Genomic DNA, 20210 nt, shown 5'->3' with positions numbered 1-20210 from the left:
CCCTTATGGACTCGGCCGCCGCCAATCCCTAGATCGCGCGGGCTATGGCGCTCCGGTTCCACAAGATGCACGGCCTCGGCAACGACTTCGTCGTGATCGACGCGCGTGAACAGGCGGTCACGATGACCGTGGGACTTGCGCGCGCGCTTGCCGATCGCAAGACCGGCATCGGCTGCGACCAGCTGATCCTGATCGAGCCGTCCGCCGTCGCCACCGCGAAGATGCGCATCTTCAACGCCGATGGCGGCGAGGTCGAAAGCTGCGGCAATGCCACGCGCTGCGTCGTCAGCCTGTTGGGCGGCGAGGCGACGGTCGAGACGCTCGGTGGCCTGCTCGACGGGCGCATGATCGGCGGCACCGTGTCGGTCGACCTGATCGAGCCGCGCTTCGATTGGGACGCGATCCCGCTGGCCTATGCGATGGACACCGCGCGCATGCCGCTCGGCTGGGACGACCTCACCGATCCGGTCGGCGTCAATGTCGGCAATCCGCATGTCGTCTTCTTCGTCGACGATGTCGATGCGGTACCGCTCAATATCCTCGGCCCGCAGATCGAGAGTGATCCGCTCTTCCCCGCGCGGATCAACGTCAACATCGCGCAGGTCGTCGGGCCGAACCATCTCAAGATGCGCACCTTCGAACGCGGCGTCGGCCTGACCCGTGCATGCGGCACCGGCGCCTGCGCAACGGGCGTCGCCGCGATCCGGCGCGGGCTGATGAAGGGTCCGGTGACGATCGACATGCCCGGCGGCACCCTGGTGATTGACTGGGCGCCCGGCCGGCCGGTCAACATGGCCGGCCCAGCAACCCACGTCTTCACCGCCGAGGCGGATCTCGCCACGTTCCAATGAGCGGCCCTGAACTGATCACGCTCGGCTGCCGGCTCAACATCGCCGAGAGCGAGGCGATGCGCGCGGCGGCCGCCGATCAGGACGACCTCATCATCGTCAACAGCTGCGCCGTCACGGCCGAAGCCGTGCGACAGGCGAAGAAGGCGATCCGCAAGGCGGCACGGGCGCGGCCAGATGCGCGCATTGTCGTCACCGGCTGCGCAGCGCAGATCGAACCCGAGAGCTTCGCAGCCATGCCCGAAGTCGCCCGCGTGCTGGGCAATGGCGAGAAGCATGACGCGCTCGCCTTCCGCTTCGACCGGCCCGACGTCGCCGAGGTCCATGTCGCCGACATCATGGCCGTGCGCCGCAATGCTCCGCACCTCGCCGCCGCCTTCGCCGATCAGACGCGCGCCTTCGTCGAGGTGCAGAACGGGTGCGACCATCGCTGCACATTCTGCGTGATTCCGCTTGGCCGCGGTCCCAGCCGATCGGTCCCCGCCGGTGCGGTGGTCGATCGCATCGCCGAGATCGTCGATCAGGGACAAGCCGAAGTGGTGCTGACCGGGGTTGATCTCACCAGCTACGGCCCCGACCTTCCCGGCGCCCCGACGCTCGGAGCCTTGGTCGAGCGCATCCTGCGCCACGTGCCAAAGCTTCAGCGTCTGCGCCTCTCCTCACTCGACATGATCGAGATCGACGATCGGCTGTTCGATCTGATCACCGGCGAAGCGCGGATCATGCCGCATCTCCACCTGTCGCTGCAGGCCGGCGACGACATGATCCTCAAGCGGATGAAGCGTCGCCATTCGCGCGCCCAATCCGTCGCGGTCGTCGAACGCCTCAAGGCGAAGCGCCCCGACATCGCGATCGGCGCAGACCTGATCGCCGGCTTCCCGACCGAGGATGACGCGATGGCCGCGAACAGCCTCGCGCTGATCGACGATTGCGACATCGTCTTCGGCCACATCTTCCCCTACTCGCCCCGCCCCGGCACCCCCGCCGCACGGATGCCGCAGGTGGACGCCTCCGCGATCCGGGCCCGCGCTGCGGCGCTGCGCGAGGCGGCCGAACGCCGCAAGGCCGCCTGGCTCGGTTCGCTCGTCGGCACGCTCCAGTCGGTGCTGGTCGAACGCGGTGGCACCGGCCATGCCCCCAACTTCGCCCCCGTACGTTTCCCCCGGGAAGCTTTCGCTGTAGGCAGCGTCCAACCTCTCCGCATCACCGGCGTCGCCGGCCCCCATCTGACAGGCATATCCGCATGAGCGACACCACTTGGCAGGACAAGCTGTTCGGCGGCTTCCGGCGCACCAGCGACCGGCTGGCCCAGAACCTGACCGGCCTGTTCACCGCCACCGAACTCGACGACGAAAAGCTCGACGAGATCGAAGAGGCGCTGATCGCGTCCGATCTAGGCCCCGCGACCGCCGCGCGCATCCGCGCCCGGATCGACGCCTTCCGCTACGATCGCAAGGTGACCGAGGATGATATTCGCCGGATCGTCGCGAACGAGATCGAGACGATCCTCGCCCCCGTCGCCAAGCCGCTGGAGATCGAGGCGTTTCCACGCCCGCAGGTGATTCTGGTGATCGGCGTCAACGGATCGGGCAAGACCACCACGATCGCCAAGCTCGCCCATCTGCTCAAGGAGCAGGACTATAATGTCATGCTCGTCGCAGGCGACACCTTCCGCGCCGCCGCGATCGGGCAGCTCAAGGTCTGGGCCGAACGGATCGACGTGCCGATCATCACCGGCGCCGAGGGGGGCGATGCCGCCAGTCTGGTCTTCGAAGGCGTCAAGCAGGGCGTGGCGAGCGGCATCGACGTGCTGATCGTCGACACCGCCGGCCGCCTGCAGAACAAGGCTGGCCTGATGGACGAGCTGGCGAAGATCCGGCGCGTCCTGGGTCGGCTCAACCCGGCGGCGCCGCATGACGTCCTGCTCGTGCTCGATGCGACCACGGGTCAGAATGCGTTAAGCCAGATCGGGATATTCAAGGAGACGGCGGGCGTGACCGGCCTCGTGATGACCAAGCTGGACGGCACCGCCAAGGGTGGCGTCCTGGTCGCCGCGGCGGAGCAATTCGGCCTGCCCGTCCACGCGATCGGCCTGGGTGAGGGCGTCGACGACCTGAAACCCTTCGACGCCGGCGAAGTCGCCCGTGCGATCGCGGGGATCGAGAGGATAGCCAAGTGAACGACGTCGCCCTGAAAGCCGCGAAAGAACCGGGTCCGCTCGCCAAGGTCGCGATCGATCTCGGCCCGCTGATCGCCTATTTCGCGGCTTATGCGCTGACCAAGAACGTGATTCTGGCGACCGCCGTGTTCATGGTGGCGACCGCCGGATCGATACTCGCGTCCAAGCTGCTCCACGGCCGCGTCTCGGCAATGTTGTGGTTTTCGGGCGTGATGGTCCTCGTGCTGGGCGGGCTGACCGTCTGGCTGAAGGACGCGACCTTCATCAAGATGAAGCCGACCGTCTATTATCTGCTGGTGGCGGGCATCCTCGGCTTCGGCCTGTGGACCGATCGACCGACGCTCAAGATGGTGCTCGGCTCCTCCTTCCCCGGCCTCAGCGATCTGGGATGGCGCAAGCTGACGCGCAACTGGGCCTTCTTCTTCGTGGCGATGGCGGTGGCGAACGAGGGCGTGTGGCGCACCAGCTCGACCGAATTCTGGCTCGGCTACAAATTGTGGGGCGCGATGCCCGCGACGATCCTGTTCATGCTCGCCAACATGCCGATGCTCACCCGCCACGGCTTCAGCGGCGAAAAGCCCGAAGAAGCCGGCCTGCCGCCGCAGGGCTGATTTAAATCCTCCCCCGGAGGTGGAGGATCATTATTCGCAGATTTCGGCGGCAGTTCACCGAACTGTCACGGGAAATTTACTCCTTGTTGACCCTGTAGGCTTAGCCGAAGGTCGTAGGGAGATACGCATGTTCCACGCCGCCATCAGTGCCAGCCAAAGCGATATCGAGGCCGTCGAAGCCGCAATGGTCGGCCATGCCGTGGGGATGGATGCGTCGTTTCAGACCGTGGTGGAGCTACTGTCGCAGGACGCCGAGACCGCGACCGTCGCGGTGCTCGACAAGGATCGCCGCCCGATCGGCGCGATTCGCGAGATCGACGTCCGCGCCTTCCTGCTCAATCCGTTCGCGCATGCGCTGATCCAGAATCCCGCCCTCAAGCGCGACCTGCGCCCGTTCGTCCGCCCCGTGCCGACGGCGGAGATCGATGCGGGGCTCAGCCCGATGCTCGCTCTCATTTCGGCCGACGGTGGGCAGACGGCGCTCGCGATCACGCGCCAGGGCAAGTTCGCAGGACTGATCGGCAGCGGCGCGATGCTGCGGCTGGCGGCCGATCGCGAGGCTGCGATCGGGGCGGAGCGCGCGCTGCGCCTCGCCCGGATCGGCACCGCCAGCGCCACGATGCGCGCCGAAGCCGCCGCCCTGTCTGCCGAGATCGACAGCATCGCCGCCACCCTCCTGTCCGCCGCCGATGAAACCGGCGTGCGCGCGGGTGCGGTCGGCCAGCAGGGTTTGTCGGTCGCCGCCGCCGCCGAACAGGCGGTCGCGAATGTTCAGGACATCGCCGCCGAGGGCCGCACGCTCGCGGGCGAACTCGACCGGCTGGGCGATGAAGCCACTGCCGCGCACGCATCGTCGATCCGCGCATCGGACCTGATGGATCAGGGCGAGCGGCGTGCCGACGAACTCGCCATCGCTGCCGTCGAGATCGAACAGGTCACCGCCGCGATCGACAAGATCGCCAAGACGATCAACCTGCTGGCGATCAACGCGACGATCGAGGCCGCCCGCGCGGGCGACGCGGGGCGCGGCTTTGCCGTGGTTGCGCAGGAGGTGAAGGCGCTATCCAACCGATCGCGCGAAGCGACCAGCCTGATCACCACGAAGCTCGCCGCGGTCCATGCCAGCGTGCGCAACGTCACCGACAGCCATCATGGACTGACCGACGTCATCGCCAATCTGCGTGGTCTTTCCGAAGGGATCGAGCGCGCCGTCACCCGCAACAGCGCCGCCACCCGCACGATCGCCGCCAATGTCGACGATGCGGCTGCCGCCAACGACCTGATCCGCCGCAACGCCGCCGCGATCAACGACGCCGCCGACGGTGCCAGCCAGGATGCCCAGGCGATCGCCGCCGTCGCGACCCAGCTCACCGGCAGCGCCGCGACCCTCCAGCAGCGTCTGACAGCGTTTCTGGACGAGGTTCAGGCGGCGTAACTCTTATCCTCCCCCGCCAGGGGGAGGATTTAAGCGAGCTTACTGCGCCTGGTCGGCGCGCTCGATGCCCTTGCCGTCGAGGTTCTGCGACACGAAGTCCCAGTTCACGATCTTCGACAGCACTTCCTCGGCGAACTTCGGCCGGGCGTTGCGATAGTCGATATAATAAGCGTGCTCCCACACATCGAGGGTGAGCAGCGGCGTCGCCCCGTTGACGATCGGCGTGTCGGCATCGTGCCACGACGTGATCTTGAGCGCATCGCCTTCGAGCACCAGCCACGCCCAGCCCGACGCGAAGTGCCCGACGGCCTCGGCCGCCATCTTCTCGACCAGCCCCGCCTGCGAACCGAACGCATCGTCGATCAGCTTGGCGAGCTTGTCCGACGGCTTGGTCGAACCTTCGGGGGCCAGGCCGTTCCAGTAGAAGCTATGGTTCCAGATCTGGGCGGCGTTGTTGAACAGCCCCTTGTCGCCCTTCTCCTTGGCGAGCTTGGTCACGTCGACCAGCGATTTGCCGGCGAGACCCTTCTCGTCGATCCAGCCGTTGACCTTGTCGACATAGGCCTTGTGATGCTTGCCATGGTGAAAGTCGAAGCTCTCGGCAGAGAGGACGGGTTCGAGCGCCGTCTTATCGAACGGCAGCGGGGGCAGAATGAAAGCCATTGCACAAAACTCCCTGGAAAAGTGCATGAGGACCGCCCCCTCAACGGCCCGAAAGCAGCGCAGGTCCAACAAAATTTTCCGATTGGACATCATTGCCGCAGTGCAACGAAAAAACGACGACTTCTCATTTCCTGTGACAAACGATTCCCCGCGCCATAAACTGTCGTGACAGGCCGGTGGGAAGCGGCCGACAAAATTGAGGGGACCTAGAAGCATGGACAAGTTTTTCGGCAATCTGCACCTGGTGCTGGTGGTGGGCCTTCTGGCCGCGATCGCGCTGATGTTCGGCGTAAGCCCGGAATATGTGACGGCGAACTTCGTGCTGCGCTGGCTGCACGTCTTCTTCGGCATCACCTGGATCGGTCTGCTCTATTATTTCAACTTCGTGCAGATCCCGACCATGCCCTCGGTCCCGGCCGAACTGAAGCCCGGCGTGACCAAATATATCGCGCCCAAGGCTCTGTTCTTCTTCCGCTGGGGCGCGGCCTTCACGGTGTTGACCGGCCTCGCGGTCGCGCATGTCAGCGGCTATCTGCATCAGGCACTGATGCTGCAGCCCGCATTCCTCCTCATCGGCATCGGCATGTGGCTGGCGCTGATCATGGCATTCAACGTGTGGGTCTTCATCTGGCCGGCCCAGAAGATCGCGCTCGGCCTCGTCGAAGCCGATGCGGACGCGAAGGCGAAGAATGCGCGCAAGGCGATGCTCTTCTCGCGCGCCAACACTTTGCTTTCGATCCCGATGCTGTTCGCGATGGCCAACGCAAGCTGATCTGAGGATCATAAATCCTCCCCCGCCAGGGGGAGGTGTCAGCGCAGCTGACGGAGGGGGAGGATGCGGCGAGCCACGAGTTCGCCGTGTCCTCCCCCTCCGTCGCTTTCAGCGCCACCTCCCCCTGGCCGGGGAGGATATTCAGGCCCGCCGTCGCCACGCCCTGCGCACCCCACGCAACAGCGCGCGCGCCGGTCGCGGCAGCGGCAGCCGATCGAGCATCCCAGGCGACGATATGTCGGTCGGCGACGGGCGCTGGACGCCGAGCTGGGGCACCGCGAGCCCCGTCGCGATGTCGGGATGCGCCGCGCGGAACCAGCCATAGGCGCCGTCGACGTCCATCGGCCCGCCATCGGCACTTCCCGCCGGCCGCGTGAGCATCAGTTCCAGATAGGGGATTGCGCGCGCGATCGTCGCCAGATCGAACCCCATCATGTGCGTCAGGCCGATCACGTCCTGCGGATCGGCGCGCGTCACCGGCGCCTCGATCGGCGGCACCGCCATATGATAGCCGCCATAGAAGATGCCGAACCGGCCGGCATCGCAGGCATCGAGCGCGACGGGCAGCAGCCCATCGATCCGCGCGACGAAATCGCAATCATCCTCCAGCAGCAATATCCGCCGATGCCCCGCCTGCAGCGCCGCGCGCAGCACGCCCAGATGGCTCAGGAAACATCCCCGAGCGCCGATGCTGCGGAACCCGCCCGCATCGTCGGGCGCCACCGCCGCGAACAGGGTCACGCGCGGGTCGTCATAACCCGTCCCGATCCGCCGCAATTCGCCCGCCATCTCGCCACGCCGATCGGTGCGGGCCGGCAGGTTGATGACGTAGATATGATCGAAGCTCGCGAACAACCGGTCCGCCAGCATCAGCCGGCCCGATCGAGCAAATCGTGGCGGCGCAGCGCGTGGCGCAGCTGATCGTAGGTGAGCTTGAGCGCAACCGCGGTCGCGCGCTGGTTGAAGCGACAGCGGCGCAGCGCAGCCTCCAGCAGCAATTTCTCGTGACCAAGGCAGGCCGCGCGGAAATCGTCGCACTCGATCTCGACCACCGGCGCAGGCACCGGATCGTTGCTCATCGGCCCCGCCGTTATTTGTGTCGGCTCGGACGGAACCACGGCGACGGGCGCGCTTTTCGGCCGCCACGGGCTCTCGAACGGATCGAAATGGATCGCGTCGATCGGGCTTTCCGGATCGTCCCAGCGATAGACCGCGCGCTCGACGACGTTGCGCAGTTCGCGGACATTGCCGGGCCAGTCATGCTCGGCAAGCTGCGCCGCCGCCGCCGGGCTGAAGCCGGGCCAGTAAGGCCAGCCGAGTTCCGCCGCCATGCGCCGCCCGAAATGATCGGACAGCACCGGCACGTCGCCTTCGCGCGCGCGCAGCGGAGGCAAGGTCACCACCTCGAACGACAGCCGGTCGAGCAGATCGGCGCGGAAGCGCCCCTTCTCGACCAGCCCCGGCAGATGCTCGTTGGTCGCCGCCACGATGCGGACGTCGACGCGGATCGGCCGCGACGATCCGATCCGCGTCACCTCGCCATATTCGGTCGCGCGCAGCAGCCGTTCCTGCGCGCCCATCGACAAGGTCGCGAGTTCGTCGAGGAACAGGGTGCCGCCATCGGCCTCCTCGAACCGGCCCTGCCGCACCTTCGTGGCGCCCGTGAACGCGCCCGCCTCATGCCCGAACAATTCGGCTTCGATCAGGGTTTCGGGCAGCGCCGCACAGTTCATCGTGATGAGCGGCCCCGACCAACGCTGCGACAGGCGATGCAGGCGCTCGGCGATCAGTTCCTTGCCCGTCCCGCGCTCGCCGATCACCAGCACCGGCCGGTTGAGCGCGGCCGCGCGGCTTGCGCGTTCGACCGAGTCCATGAAGGCGAATGACTGCCCGATGAAAGTGCTTTCCCGTTCCACGCGGACAGTTGGCGGATTTTCCCAACATCTCGCAAGTGGAAAATGCCAACCCGTCGAACCCATCGTCGAAACCCCAGGGATTCCGGGAAAATCGAAATTGGCACGCTCTCTGCAGAGCTATGGGCATACCGGCCCCGCCGGACAGAGAAACCAATTCAGGGAGCAGTCCCCATGTTCAAGTTCGACAAGACCGACCTTCAGCGCGTCGCCGTTTCCGGCATCGGCGCGATCCTCGTTTCCGCGGTGTCGATCGTCGGCGTCGCGGGTCCGGTTCGCGCCGCCGCCCCGGTGGCGACCAGCGCCCCCGCCAAGTAATATTCAGTCCCCGCGTAGCCCCAGGAGTAACAATCAGATGGGTATCTTCTCCCGAACCCGCGACATCATCGCCGCCAACATGACCGACCTGCTCGATCGTGCCGAAGATCCCGCCAAGATGATCCGCATGATCATCCTCGAGATGGAAGAGACGCTCGTCGAGGTTCGCGCCTCGGCCGCCCGCACCATCGCCGACCAGAAGGAAATGCGCCGCCAGATCACCAAGCTGGAAACGGTGCAGGCCAACTGGATCGAAAAGGCGGAGCTGGCGCTGTCGAAGGATCGCGAGGATCTCGCCAAGGCCGCGCTCGTCGAAAAGCAGAAGGCGGCCGACCTCGCCGAACAGCTGAACGAAGAGATCGGCCTGCTCGACGACGCGCTCAAGGCGTCCGAAGGCGACATCGCCAAGCTGCAGGGCAAGCTGCGCGAGGCCCGCGCGCGCCAGAACTCGATCGTCACCCGCCTCGAATCGGCGCACAACCGCGCGAAGATGCGCGAGATGTATGCCGGCCCGAAGATCGACGACGCCTTCTCGCGCTTCGAACTGCTCGAACGCCGGGTCGACTATGCCGAGGGCCGCGCCGACGCGGCGGGCATGGGTGCCGCGCCCAAGACGCTGGACGAAGAGATCGCCGAGCTGCGCTCGTCCGACAAGGTCGAGGCCGAGCTTGCCGCGCTCAAGGCCAAGCAGGCCGGTAAGGAGGGCTGATCGTCATGGAAGACGTGCTTGTTCCTATCGTCGTCATCCCGGTCATCTTCCTGGGGCTGCCCTGGCTGATCTTCCACTACATCACGCAGTGGAAGAAGAATGGCAGCCTCACGGTCGAAGACGAACGGGCGCTCGACGATCTGCATGAAATGGCGCGTCGGATGGACGACCGGCTGGCCACGCTGGAACGGATCCTCAACGCCGAGGATCCGACCTGGCGGCCCCGTCAGGCCCCCGATCGCACCCATGACGAGGACTGGCGCCGCGATCACTGATCGCCGCCAGGCCCCAACGACAAGATACAGGAAGGAAAGTTCGACATGTCCGCTCGCCGCACCAAGTTCTACCTCGACAAGCGCAACCGCAAATGGTCGGGCGTGTGTTCGGGTCTGGCCGATTATACCGGCATCGACGTCACCCTGGTCCGCGTGGGCGTGGTCCTGCTGACCTTGATCGGCGGCTTCCCCTGGACGCTGATCGCCTATTGGATGGTCGCCTGGCTCGCCGACGATCGCCCCAGCGAGTTCAACAGCATGACCCGCGAGGACGAGAAGTTCTGGCAGACGGTCCGTGCCCGCCCGGGCGCCTCGGTCCGCGACGTCCGCTCCAAGTTCCGCGACATCGATCGCCGCATCGCCGACATCGAAACGCACGTCACCACGCAGAATTCGGCGCTGGCACGCGAAATCGACGCGCTGCGCTGAACGCAGGTTCCCGACGCTGATCGAAAGGCCATGCCGTTCGTCGAAAACAAGCTGCAACCGCCGCGACCAGCCTATCGGCTCAAAGTTTAGGGATTTGAACGATGGTTATTCCTCTTGAAGCATTCGCCCCGGTCGCGGCCCTGGTGGGCCTCGCGACGGTCGGCGGCTGGATTTACACGACCCGCCTGCGCATCACGAACGGCTATCCGCTGGAAAACAGCTGGGGCAAATCGGTCTATCCGCAGCGCAACGAGGAGACGGTCGAGCGCGTGAAGCTCCTCTCCTCCGAAAATGCGCAGCTGCGTGCCGAGCTTTCGGCGATCAAGGATCGGCTCGCCACGGTCGAGCGGATCGTCACCGACGGCAGCTACCGCCTCGATCGCGAGATCGATGCGCTGCGCGACGCGCCGCTCAACTGATTTTGATAAGGGACATACGCCAATGAACCCGTTCGAAATGGTGGTTCTGATCGTCGCGATCACTGCCGTCGCCAGCATCTTCCGCGCCAAATATGGCGTCGTCCGTCGCCGCAAGGGCGAGGAGTTCGTCGGCCGCCCGGCCACGGACGATGCCGAAAATGCTCGCCTGCGCGATGAACTGCGGGCGCTGAAGGATCGCGTCGCGGTGCTCGAACGCATCGCCACCGACAATGATCGCGGTCTGCAGCTCGATCGCGAGATCGAAGCGCTGCGGACCCGCGACTGATCGCAAGGACCAAGATCATGAATGATCCTCTGTTCTGGATGGTGATAAGCGGTGCGGGGCTGGTCGGCCTCGGCCTGACCCTGACGGCGGCGCTGTCGGGCTGGCGCAGCTGGATCGAGCTCCAGCGCGCCGAACTCGCCCACCGCGGCGGCGGCATCGAACGCGGCATGCACCCCGCCCAGCCGGCGGCCGCCCGCATCGAACTCGCCGACCTCAAGGAACGCGTCCGCAAGCTCGAAGCGATCGCGGCGGGCGTGGACCTATAATTTCAGATCCTCCCCTGGAAGGGGAGGGGGACCGGCGCAGCCGGTGGAGGGGTAGCTCTCCACAAGGACATCGCTCCCGGCCAATACCCCTCCACCGCTTCGCGGTCCCCCTCCCCCGCCGGGGGAGGATTGAACAAGCCCCTTCCCCCCGCCCCCCAAAACCCGCTAGCGCAAGCCACCATGACGACGCTTGCCGACACCTACGAAGAATATGAACTGCTCGACGCCGACGATCGCTATCGGCTGCTGATCGATCTCGGCCGCGCGCTCGAGCCGATGCCCGATCCGCTCAAGACAGACGCGACGCTGGTACGCGGATGTTCGGCGGCGGTGTGGGTCTATCCGGTCGCCCAGGACGACGGGTCGCTCCATTTCCTCGCTGACAGCAACGCCGCGATCACCAAGGGAATCATCGCGCTGGTCCTTCTCACCGTGCAGGATCGCCCCGCGTCCGAGATACGCGACATGGACATCACCGAAGCCCTCGCCCCGTTCGATCTCAAGAATCAGCTCAGCTCGAACCGGACCCAGGGCATTCCCAACATGATCGCGCTGATCCGCGCGACTGCCGAGCGTTACGCTTGATCGGGCTGCTGGCACTTGCCGCTGCCGTGCAGACGGTCGAGGCCGGCAAGCTCGTCATCGGCGGCGAAGCCTTCGCCACCGCCGAAGTCCTCGACGCGCGTGCCATGCCCGATATCGGCGGCGGTGCCGGCCTGCTGATCACGCTGACGCCCGAGGCCGCAAAGCGCCTCCAGAAGCTCACGACCGCGCTTGCGGGCAAGCCGCTGACGATCGCGCTCGACGGCCAGCCGATCGCCGCGCTGATGATCCGCGGACCGATCACCGACGGCGTGATCGATCTGCCCGGCCACCGCGCGCTCGCCGAGGCCGAAGCGCTCGCCAAGCGCATTTCGGGCAAGGATCCGCTGCCCGACGATCTCGCCGAATGACGGCGCTCGTCGCCGGTGTAGAACTCGGCGGCACCAAATGCGTGTGCGTGCTGGCGGGCGGCCCCGACGATATTCGCGATGAGCGCCGCATCGACACGCGCTCCCCCGCCGAAACCCTGCCGGAAATCGCCGCCATCCTCGCCGAATGGAGGGATGCGCAGGCGATCGGCCTCGCCAGCTTCGGCCCCGTCGATCTCGACGAGAGATCGGATCATTATGGCCGCATCGTCAACACCCCCAAGCCCGGCTGGAACGGCGCGGACATCGTCGGACTCGCGCGGGCGCGCGGGCTCCCCTTCGGCTTCGACACCGACGTGGCCGGCGCCGCGCTCGCCGAGGGCCGCTGGGGTGCGGCACGCGGTCTCGACAGCTTCGCTTATGTCACCGTCGGCACCGGCGTCGGTGTCGGCACGGTGATGCGCGGCCAGACGGTGCGCGGCCTCGGCCATTCGGAGGCGGGCCACCTGCGCGTCCCGCGTCTTGCCGGAGACGCATTTGCCGGGGCCTGCCCCTATCATGGCGATTGCGTCGAAGGGCTCGCATCCGGCCCCGCCATCGCCGCACGCGCGGGCCGGTCGGGCGAGAGCCTCGCGCCCGGCGATCCGGCGTGGGAACCGGCGGTCGCGGCGCTCGCGGCCATGCTCCACAATCTCGTCCTTACGTCCGCGCCTGAGCGCATCCTGATCGGCGGCGGCGTGCTCGGCGGCCAGCCGACATTGCTCCCACGCTTGCGGACCGCGCTGGTCGACAGCCTCGCGGGCTACGGCGCCGCGCCCGCCATTGCGGCCGGGATCGACGATTTCCTGCAAGCCCCGGCGCTCGGCCATCAGGCCGGCCCGATGGGCGCCATCGCGCTGGGCCTCGACGCCCTTTAAGTCCTCCCCGGCACGGGGAGGTGGCGCCGAAGGCGACGGAGGGGGCTGGTCACAAGCGCTGCGCTCGCCTCCAGCCCCCTCCACCAGCTACGCTGGTCCCCTCCCCGTTCCGGGGAGGATCAGATCACTTCCGTTCCGCTTTGCTCTGATCCCGCGCAGCCTTGAACTCGGAATCCGCACTCCAATCCGGCCACAGGCGCGAGTCCGCCAGTTCGCGACCGAGATTGTAGAGCAGGCCCAGATCGTCAGGCACGCTCGACGAATCCCAATCGGCCGACCATTCGTCCGCCGGCTGGTGGTAACGATCCTTGGTGTAAGCCTCGTCGAGCGCCTTGCCGCGCTCCACGCCGCCATTCACCAGGTCATTGCCCGCCGAATAGCTGATCGCCGGCACGCCGCGCTTGGCGAAGGGGAAGTGGTCCGAACGATAGAAATGCCCCGCCTCGGGCTTGCTGTCCGATGTGAAGCGGCGGCCCTGCTTGGCGGCGTCGGCGACCAGCATGTCGAGCAGGCCGAGCTTCGCATTGCCCGAAATCGTCACATCCTTGGTCTTCGACCAGCCGAACGGCCCGTCCATGTTGAGCACGCCCACGGTGGTGCCCAGCGGATAGACGGGATTAGCGGCGTAGAACTCCGAACCGAGCAGCCCCTTTTCCTCCGCCGTCACGGCAAGGAAAGCGACCGAACGATCGGGCTGCGGCTCCTTCGCCCAGACGCGCGCAAGTTCGAGCAGCGCGGCGATACCCGATGCATTGTCGAGTGCGCCGTTATAGATTGTGTCGCCCTTCGCGTCGGGCTGGCCAACGCCCAGATGATCCCAGTGGCCCGAATAGACGACGGTTTCGTCCGGATGGGTCTTGCCGTCGATGCGGCCCAGCACGTTCTTCGACACGATCGTCTTGGCAGCGACCTGATAATCGGCGCTCATCGTCGCCTTCAGCGGCACCGGCTTGAAGTCGCGGCGCTGGGCGGCCTTCTTCATCGCATCAAAATCGAGGCCCGACGCCTTGAACAATTGCGCTGCGAGATCCTTCTGGATCCAGCCTTCCATCTGCGTGTGGCTGGCGCGCGGATCCTGGCGGACGATGTCGAACATCGTGTTGGTGTTGGAGTTCTTGACCGTCGCCCAGCCGTAAGAGGCCGGCTCATATTCGTGGATCACCAGCACGCCGGCCGCGCCCTGCCGCGCGGCTTCCTCATATTTGTAGGTCCAGCGGCCATAATAGGTCATCGCCTTGCCGCCGAAATCGCCTTCCCCGCCTTCGAAATCGGGATCGTTGACGAACAGGACCAGGATCTTGCCGCGCAGGTCGACGCCCTTGAAATCGTCCCAGTTGCGCTCGGGCGCCTTGACGCCATAGCCGACGAACACCAGCGGCACGTCCTTGATCGACACGCCGTTCTGCCCGGTCATCGCCGCACGCACCGCGATCTCGGTGCCCTGGGTCAGCGGCTTGGCCGTGCCCGCGAGGTTCATCGAAAGCTTGGGGCTGCCGGTGATGTCGGACATCAGCAGCGGCACGTCCTGCGTCCATGTCCGCTGGCCGTTGACGATCGGGCCGCCGGGCTTGAGGCCCGCCTTCTGCATCTGATCGACGATATAGGCGACCGCCTTGGTCTCGCCCGGCGTCGCGGGGCCGCGGCCCTCATAGGCGTCGCTCGACAGCGTCTTGATATCCTGGCTGACGCGCGCCGTATCGAAGGCAGGAGCGGGCAGCGCCGCGATCGCGGCGACCGGCAGGCCGGCGAGCATCAGTGCGATAATCCGGGAGGTTTTGGTCATGGAGGGTTTTCCCTGTTCTGGTGCGCGATAGGGGCCGCGCGGATGGCGGGACACTAGCCAAGACAATCCGAAGGGAAAACGATTGAATTTCATGGCGGCCCGCGTCACGGTCGTACCGCTTCCCCAGCTAAGAGGCGCCGCTTTGACGACGATGACGCGCTGCCGCAAATGCGGCGCCGCCACCAACCCCGAAGACCTGACGTGCCGTTATTGCGGGCATCGGGTGAACGATCAGTGGCGCGCGGAAATCCGTGAGCGGCGGCGCAAGCGCCGTCGTCTGATGCTCGTGATCCCCAGCATCTCGATCGTCCTCATCGCGATCCTGCTCTTCGCCGCCTGGCCGCGCGGGGATGCCGGGACGGGCGACGGATCGATCAGCGCATCGAACAGCTATATCTCGCAGGTCGTCACCGCGAACGGCGCGCTCTACGCCAATGTCGATCTGCCGACCTCTCCCGCCCCCGATGACGCGATTGTCCAGGCCGGCATTGTCGCGCGCGATGCGGGCCGCGCGATCAAGGGTGGATCGTCGGAAGTGGCCGGCGACACCAAATGGATCGTGTTCCAGGTGACGCAGCAGGTCACCGACACCAAGGGCAACCGCACCCGCGCCAATGTCTTTCTCATGAAGATCGACATCGCCCGCCTCAAGATGGCGGACTATAAAGTGACCGACGGGCGGGCCGTGCTGGACATGGCCGAAAGCGTGCGCCGCGTGCGCCCGATCAGCGACAAGGCGTTCCAGATCTACTGTCGGGGCAAGGGTTCCGACGCCAATGCGCAGCGCTTCTGCGCGCTGGCCGATCAGGCATCGAACGATCCGCTACTGATGCCACAACAAGCGGCCGAATGAATTTCACCGAACGGAGACGGAATTTGAACAAGGTTTCGACGCTGCTGCTGTCCGCCGCGGGCGCGATCGCCGCGATCATGGCATCGCCCGCCACGGCTGCGCCCAAAGCCGTGCTGACGCACGAGACGCTCTGGATGATGAAGCGCGTCGGCGCCCCCGTCGTCAGCCCCGACGGCAAGTGGGTCGTCTATTCGCTCAACGAGCCGAGCTACGAAACCGACAAGGCGATGACCGACCTGTGGCTCGTCCCCGTCGATGGTTCGGCGCCCCCGCGTCGCCTGACCAGCAGCAAGGCGGGCGAGAGCGGCCCCGCCTGGGCGCCCGACAGCCGCCGCATCGCTTTTTCCGCCAAGCGCGAAGGCGATGACGACGCGCAGATCTACATCCTCGATCTGGCGGGCGGCGAGGCGCAGCGCATCACCAGCCTGCCGTTTGCCGCAACCGCGCCGCAGTGGCGCCCCGATGGCAGGGCGATCCTGTTCGAAGCGATGGCATGGCCCGGCGCGATGGATGCCGATGCGAACAGGAAAGCCGCCGCCGACAAGAAGGCGCGCAAGTTCAACATGCGCGTCTATGAACATTTCCCGATCCGCTACTGGAACGACTGGATCGACGAGCGCCGCCCGACCCTGTGGATCCAGTCGCTGGATGCCGGCGCGAAAGCGGTCGACATCCTCTCGCCCACCAAGCTCGGCCAGGCCGAGGGCTTCGGCGGCAATGCGCAGGGCGATGGCGGCACCACGCTCAACCCGCTGTGGAGCCCCGACGGCAAGGAGATCGTCTTCACCGCGACCACGCAGCGCTGGCAGGCGGCGCGCGCGCGCGTGAACTTCAACCTCTATCGCATGCCCGCGACGGGCGGCGAGCCGAGGCTCGCAACCCCGGTCGAGGGCGAATATGGCGACCTGAAGTTCGCGCCCGACGGCAAGTCGCTGCTGTTCAAGTTCAACACGCAGGGCAACGAGATTTACGATCTCGCCCGCCTGAACCGCGTCGCCTGGCCCGCCGGTGGCGCCGCGACCGTGCTGACCCCCGGCTTCGATCGCGAGATCGATCAATATGCGGTCACGCCCGACAGCGGCACGATCTACGCGATCGTGCCCGATGCGGGTGCCGAAAATCTCTACAGTCTGCCCGCGAGCGGCGGCACGCCCACCGTCGTCATCGCGCCCAAGGTCGGCGGCTACACCGCGCTCGACATCCCGTCGGACGCCACGTCGACGATCCTGGTCGGCAGCTATGGCAGCGCGGTGACCCCGGCCGAGATCGTCCGCATCGATCCGGTCGCAAAGCGCCACGCGAACCTCACCAACGTCAACACTGCGCTCGCCGCCTCGATCGACTGGTCCTCGCCGGAGCATTTCTGGTTCACGGCCAGGGACGGGCTGAAGATCCACAACATGATCGTCACGCCGCCGAACTTCGACCGCAAGAAGAAATACCCCCTCTTCGTCCTGATCCACGGCGGGCCGGCCAGCACCAATCCCGATCAGATCGGCCTGCGCTGGAACTACCACCTGCTCGCCAGCGCCGGCTATGTCGTGCTGCTGACCGACTATAAGGGCTCGACCGGCTACGGCGAGGCCTTTGCCCGCGCGATCAACCTCGATCCGCTGCGTGGCCCCGCCAACGAAATCGATGAGGCGGTGAACGAGGCCGCACGCCTCTACCCCTTCATCGACGTCAATAACGCCTGCGCGGGGGGCGCCTCCTATGGCGGCCACCTGACCAACTGGATCGAGGCGACCACCACCCGTTACAAATGCCTCGTCAGCCATGCGGGCGAGGTCGATCTGCTCACCCAGTGGGGCACCAGCGATTTCGCTTATGGCCGCGAGCTTTCGAGCGGCGGCAAGCCGTGGGGCGACAGCAAGATCTGGCGCGACCAGAGCCCGATCAGCTACGGCGATCAGTGGAAGACGCCGATGCTGCTGACGGCGGGCGAGAAGGACTATCGCGTCCCCCTGCCCAACACGCTGGAAACCTGGGTAACGCTGCAGCGCCAGCAGGTGCCCAGCCGCCTGCTGATCTTCCCCGACGCCTGGCACTGGATCACCAAGCCCGAGGACAGCCGCCAGTTCTACCGCGAGGTCCAGGGCTGGCTCGCGCATTACCTGAAGGATGCACCCGCCGTCACCGGCGGCCCGATCCCGGCGCCGGCCGAATCCAGGAAGGGCGAATAAGTCGCCCGATCAACCGGTTGGGCCGTCGCGCTACAGCGTCGGCGGCCCACCGGCTACGTCCCGATTGTGTAGCCAATTGTCGCCACGTGACTAACATTGATGTTAATCGTTCCGCTTCGTGACAAATGGTTTCTCCGCCGATTTCCGTCGATATTGGCGTTGACCCGATCCGCTGACAGACCCACGAGCCGCCCCGCTACTGATAATCATTCCTAATAGCGGGGGCTTATGACCGGATCGAATATGGCGCGCCTTGTCGGGCGCGGTTCCCTTGTTGCGCTCGCCGCACTTCTCCATGCGCAGGCGATCGCCGAGGATGCGGCCCCCGCCGACACCACCGACGGCAGCGACATCGTCGTCACCGCCGCCGGCTTCGAACAGAAGATCATCGATGCCCCCGCCAGCATCAGCGTCATCGACCGCGCCGAACTGCAGGAGCGCCGCTTCGGCAGCCTCGCCGAAGCGCTGGTGAACGTGGAGGGCATCGACGTCGGCCAGACTGCGGGCAAGACCGGCGGGCTCAACATCTCGATCCGCGGCATGCCGAGCGACTATACGCTCATCCTCGTCGACGGCCGTCGTCAGAACGCGCCGGGCAACGTCACCCCCAACGGCTTCGGCGAAACATCGACCAGCTTCCTGCCGCCCTTCTCCGCGATCGACCGGATCGAAGTGGTGCGCGGGCCGATGTCGACCCTCTACGGATCCGACGCGATGGGCGGCGTCATCAACCTGATCACCCGCAAGGTCGGCGATCGCTGGGCCGGCACCGCGACCGCGGAAACCACGCTTCAGGAAGATGGCCAGTACGGCAATATCTATTCGGGCAACGCCTATATGCAGGGACCGGTCGTTCGCGACCTCGTCGGCCTCACTCTGCGCGGCAGTTATTTCAAGCGCGAAGCGGCCGCGCTCACCTATGACAATGTGAACGGCCAGCCGGTCGAGATCAGCACCCGTGGCCCCAGCCCGGTGGAGTCCGAAACCTACACTTTGGGCGGGCGCATCACCTTCACCCCGCATGTCGACCATGATCTGTGGATCGAGGCGGACATCAACCGCCAGCGCTACGACAATTCGGAATCACAGCTCGGCACCGGCACGGTCGCGGGCGGCTATGGCCCCGAAATGAAGTTCAACCGCGACAATTACGTCCTCGCCCATACATGGCGCGCGGGTTTTGCGCAGTTCGACACCACCCTGACCCGCAACATCACCGAGACGTTCGGCCGCACCATCCCGCCCGGCACCCCCGGCAAGACCCCCGGCGCCGATCGCGAGCTGAAGGCGACCAACACCATTCTGGACAGCCGCGCGGTGGTGCCGCTCGGCCGGGTCAACGCCACGGTCGGCGGCCAATATTGGAAGGCTGAGATGGTCGATGGCGTCGCCGTCGACAAATATGAATTCGTCCAGTGGGCTTTGTTTGCCGAAGCCGCCTGGAACGTCTTCGATCCCTTCACGCTGACACTTGGCGGCCGTTACGACGATCACGAGACGTTCGGCGGCAAATTCTCGCCCCGCGCTTATGCGGTGTTGAAGGCGACCGACGCGTTGACCGTGAAAGGCGGCATCAGCCGCGGCTTCAAGACGCCGCGCCTCGATCAGATCACCCCCGGCATCGTCGGCTTCGGCGGCCAGGGCACCATTCCGCTGATCGGTACGCCAGGCCTGAAGCCCGAAGTCAGCACCACCACCGAAATCGGCGTCTATTATAATGATGGTGGCCTGTTTTCGGGCAACGTCACGCTGTTCAACAACAAGTTCAAGGACAAGATCGCCAGCGCCCCGCCGATCCTCAACTGCACCTGGTCGGTTCAGCGCAACCGGCCCGGCTGTCTCAACATCGGTGAATTTCCCCGCGCCGAAAGCTTCGGCCAGACGATCAACGTCGACAATGCCGTCACGCGCGGCATCGAGGCCGCGGCAAAGTTTGACTTCAGCCCCGCCGTCTCGCTCGGCCTCAATTACACCTATACCGAGAGCGAGCAGAAGAGCGGCGCCGAGGCGGGCGAACCGCTGGTCAGCACGCCCAAACACATGATCAACGGCAATCTGCGCTGGAAGGTGAACGACAAGCTGTCGACTTGGGTCCGTGCCGAACATCGTTCGAAGCGTTATCGCGGCGCGGGTGCCGCGCAGACCGCGCTCGGCAGCTTCCGCGCCTATGAGCAGTTCCACATCGGCGGCAATTACCAGCTCACCCCGGTCCTCCGCCTGAGCGCGGCGGTGTACAACATCCTCGACAAGGATTTCACGCCCTACCTCGACTATCGGAGCGGCGCGACGACGGTCTATGCCCCCGCCTTCGCCAACCCGCAGGAACCGCGCCGTTACTGGCTGTCGGTGACATTCGACTTCTGATCGCGGATCAGGGCGGCGCACCGATCGGCGTCGCCCTCTTCCCCAAAGCCCTTCCAATGTAGGATTTTCTCTGTCA

General features: G+C 65.9%; 23 protein-coding genes. 19 read left to right on the top strand and 4 right to left on the bottom strand.

Going from position 1 to position 20210, the window contains the following annotated elements; all coding sequences use genetic code 11:
• Positions 1 to 44 precede the first annotated feature (44 nt).
• From dapF to FYJ91_RS07685, 5 genes are all read left to right on the top strand, one after another.
• On the top strand, positions 45 to 851 hold the full coding sequence (gene dapF / locus FYJ91_RS07705; RefSeq protein WP_149521685.1) for a diaminopimelate epimerase: 807 nt from the start codon (positions 45 to 47) through the stop codon (positions 849 to 851).
• Positions 848 to 2095, top strand: coding sequence for a tRNA (N(6)-L-threonylcarbamoyladenosine(37)-C(2))-methylthiotransferase MtaB (gene mtaB, locus FYJ91_RS07700; RefSeq protein WP_149521684.1), 1248 nt, complete (start codon positions 848 to 850; stop codon positions 2093 to 2095). Before dapF ends, mtaB begins: the two co-directional genes overlap by 4 nt.
• Positions 2092 to 3027, top strand: a complete 936-nt coding sequence (gene ftsY / locus FYJ91_RS07695) for a signal recognition particle-docking protein FtsY (RefSeq protein ID WP_149521683.1) — start codon at positions 2092 to 2094, stop codon at positions 3025 to 3027. Before mtaB ends, ftsY begins: the two co-directional genes overlap by 4 nt.
• The gene (locus FYJ91_RS07690; RefSeq protein ID WP_149521682.1) at positions 3024 to 3638 is read left to right on the top strand and encodes a septation protein A; all 615 of its coding nucleotides are present in this window, start codon (positions 3024 to 3026) and stop codon (positions 3636 to 3638) included. Before ftsY ends, FYJ91_RS07690 begins: the two co-directional genes overlap by 4 nt.
• Positions 3639 to 3765: 127 nt before the next feature.
• Positions 3766 to 5073, top strand: a complete 1308-nt coding sequence (locus tag FYJ91_RS07685) for a methyl-accepting chemotaxis protein (protein WP_149521681.1) — start codon at positions 3766 to 3768, stop codon at positions 5071 to 5073.
• A gap of 39 nt (positions 5074 to 5112) precedes the next feature.
• On the opposite strand, the gene FYJ91_RS07680 is transcribed toward FYJ91_RS07685, so the two are convergent.
• Entirely contained in the window at positions 5113 to 5736 is a 624-nt protein-coding gene (locus FYJ91_RS07680; RefSeq protein ID WP_149521680.1) for a superoxide dismutase, read from the bottom strand.
• A gap of 214 nt (positions 5737 to 5950) precedes the next feature.
• On the opposite strand from FYJ91_RS07680, the gene FYJ91_RS07675 reads away from it, so the two are divergent.
• Entirely contained in the window at positions 5951 to 6508 is a 558-nt protein-coding gene (locus tag FYJ91_RS07675; protein ID WP_149521679.1) for a urate hydroxylase PuuD, read from the top strand.
• A gap of 141 nt (positions 6509 to 6649) precedes the next feature.
• On the opposite strand, the gene FYJ91_RS20545 is transcribed toward FYJ91_RS07675, so the two are convergent.
• The gene (locus FYJ91_RS20545; protein WP_181008392.1) at positions 6650 to 7378 is read right to left on the bottom strand and encodes a glycosyltransferase family 25 protein; all 729 of its coding nucleotides are present in this window, start codon (positions 7376 to 7378) and stop codon (positions 6650 to 6652) included.
• On the bottom strand, positions 7378 to 8424 hold the full coding sequence (pspF, locus tag FYJ91_RS07665) for a phage shock protein operon transcriptional activator (protein ID WP_149521678.1): 1047 nt from the start codon (positions 8422 to 8424) through the stop codon (positions 7378 to 7380). Before pspF ends, FYJ91_RS20545 begins: the two co-directional genes overlap by 1 nt.
• A 171-nt stretch (positions 8425 to 8595) precedes the next feature.
• Here pspF and FYJ91_RS20540 point away from each other — a divergent pair, with 171 nt between their 5' ends.
• From FYJ91_RS20540 to FYJ91_RS07620, 10 genes are all read left to right on the top strand, one after another.
• Positions 8596 to 8739: a hypothetical protein gene (locus FYJ91_RS20540; protein WP_181008391.1), complete on the top strand. Its 144-nt coding sequence runs from the start codon at positions 8596 to 8598 to the stop codon at positions 8737 to 8739.
• Between the two features lie 37 nt (positions 8740 to 8776).
• Positions 8777 to 9448, top strand: coding sequence for a phage shock protein PspA (gene pspA, locus FYJ91_RS07660; protein WP_149521677.1), 672 nt, complete (start codon positions 8777 to 8779; stop codon positions 9446 to 9448).
• A gap of 5 nt (positions 9449 to 9453) precedes the next feature.
• A complete protein-coding gene (gene pspB / locus FYJ91_RS07655; protein ID WP_149521676.1) occupies positions 9454 to 9723 on the top strand; it encodes an envelope stress response membrane protein PspB in 270 nt (89 codons plus the stop codon).
• A gap of 45 nt (positions 9724 to 9768) precedes the next feature.
• Complete coding sequence (gene pspC, locus FYJ91_RS07650; protein ID WP_149521675.1) at positions 9769 to 10152, top strand: envelope stress response membrane protein PspC; 384 nt, start codon at positions 9769 to 9771, stop codon at positions 10150 to 10152.
• Between the two features lie 101 nt (positions 10153 to 10253).
• Positions 10254 to 10571, top strand: coding sequence for a hypothetical protein (locus FYJ91_RS07645; protein WP_149521674.1), 318 nt, complete (start codon positions 10254 to 10256; stop codon positions 10569 to 10571).
• A 22-nt stretch (positions 10572 to 10593) separates the two neighbouring features.
• The gene (locus FYJ91_RS07640; protein ID WP_149521673.1) at positions 10594 to 10857 is read left to right on the top strand and encodes a hypothetical protein; all 264 of its coding nucleotides are present in this window, start codon (positions 10594 to 10596) and stop codon (positions 10855 to 10857) included.
• A gap of 17 nt (positions 10858 to 10874) precedes the next feature.
• On the top strand, positions 10875 to 11123 hold the full coding sequence (locus FYJ91_RS07635) for a hypothetical protein (protein ID WP_149521672.1): 249 nt from the start codon (positions 10875 to 10877) through the stop codon (positions 11121 to 11123).
• 180 nt (positions 11124 to 11303) lie between these two features.
• Entirely contained in the window at positions 11304 to 11708 is a 405-nt protein-coding gene (locus tag FYJ91_RS07630) for a SufE family protein (protein ID WP_149521671.1), read from the top strand.
• Positions 11705 to 12076: a SecDF P1 head subdomain-containing protein gene (locus FYJ91_RS07625; protein WP_149521670.1), complete on the top strand. Its 372-nt coding sequence runs from the start codon at positions 11705 to 11707 to the stop codon at positions 12074 to 12076. Before FYJ91_RS07630 ends, FYJ91_RS07625 begins: the two co-directional genes overlap by 4 nt.
• Positions 12073 to 12951: an ROK family protein gene (locus FYJ91_RS07620; protein ID WP_149521669.1), complete on the top strand. Its 879-nt coding sequence runs from the start codon at positions 12073 to 12075 to the stop codon at positions 12949 to 12951. Before FYJ91_RS07625 ends, FYJ91_RS07620 begins: the two co-directional genes overlap by 4 nt.
• Positions 12952 to 13075: 124 nt before the next feature.
• On the opposite strand, the gene FYJ91_RS07615 is transcribed toward FYJ91_RS07620, so the two are convergent.
• On the bottom strand, positions 13076 to 14734 hold the full coding sequence (locus FYJ91_RS07615) for a M28 family metallopeptidase (RefSeq protein ID WP_149521668.1): 1659 nt from the start codon (positions 14732 to 14734) through the stop codon (positions 13076 to 13078).
• Between the two features lie 91 nt (positions 14735 to 14825).
• Here FYJ91_RS07615 and FYJ91_RS07610 point away from each other — a divergent pair, with 91 nt between their 5' ends.
• The 3 genes from FYJ91_RS07610 (at position 14826) to FYJ91_RS07600 (ending at position 20134) form a co-directional block, all read left to right on the top strand.
• Positions 14826 to 15587 carry a zinc ribbon domain-containing protein gene (locus FYJ91_RS07610; protein WP_149521667.1) on the top strand — a complete coding sequence of 254 codons (762 nt, stop codon included), beginning with the start codon at positions 14826 to 14828 and terminating at the stop codon, positions 15585 to 15587.
• 23 nt (positions 15588 to 15610) lie between these two features.
• A complete protein-coding gene (locus FYJ91_RS07605; protein WP_149521666.1) occupies positions 15611 to 17770 on the top strand; it encodes a S9 family peptidase in 2160 nt (719 codons plus the stop codon).
• Between the two features lie 228 nt (positions 17771 to 17998).
• The gene (locus FYJ91_RS07600; RefSeq protein WP_149521665.1) at positions 17999 to 20134 is read left to right on the top strand and encodes a TonB-dependent receptor domain-containing protein; all 2136 of its coding nucleotides are present in this window, start codon (positions 17999 to 18001) and stop codon (positions 20132 to 20134) included.
• The last annotated feature ends 76 nt before the right edge of the window (positions 20135 to 20210 follow it).

The organism is Sphingomonas montanisoli (assembly GCF_008274695.1).
Taxonomy (GTDB): domain Bacteria; phylum Pseudomonadota; class Alphaproteobacteria; order Sphingomonadales; family Sphingomonadaceae; genus Rhizorhabdus; species Rhizorhabdus montanisoli.
This window is presented reverse-complemented; position numbering and strand designations above follow the sequence as displayed.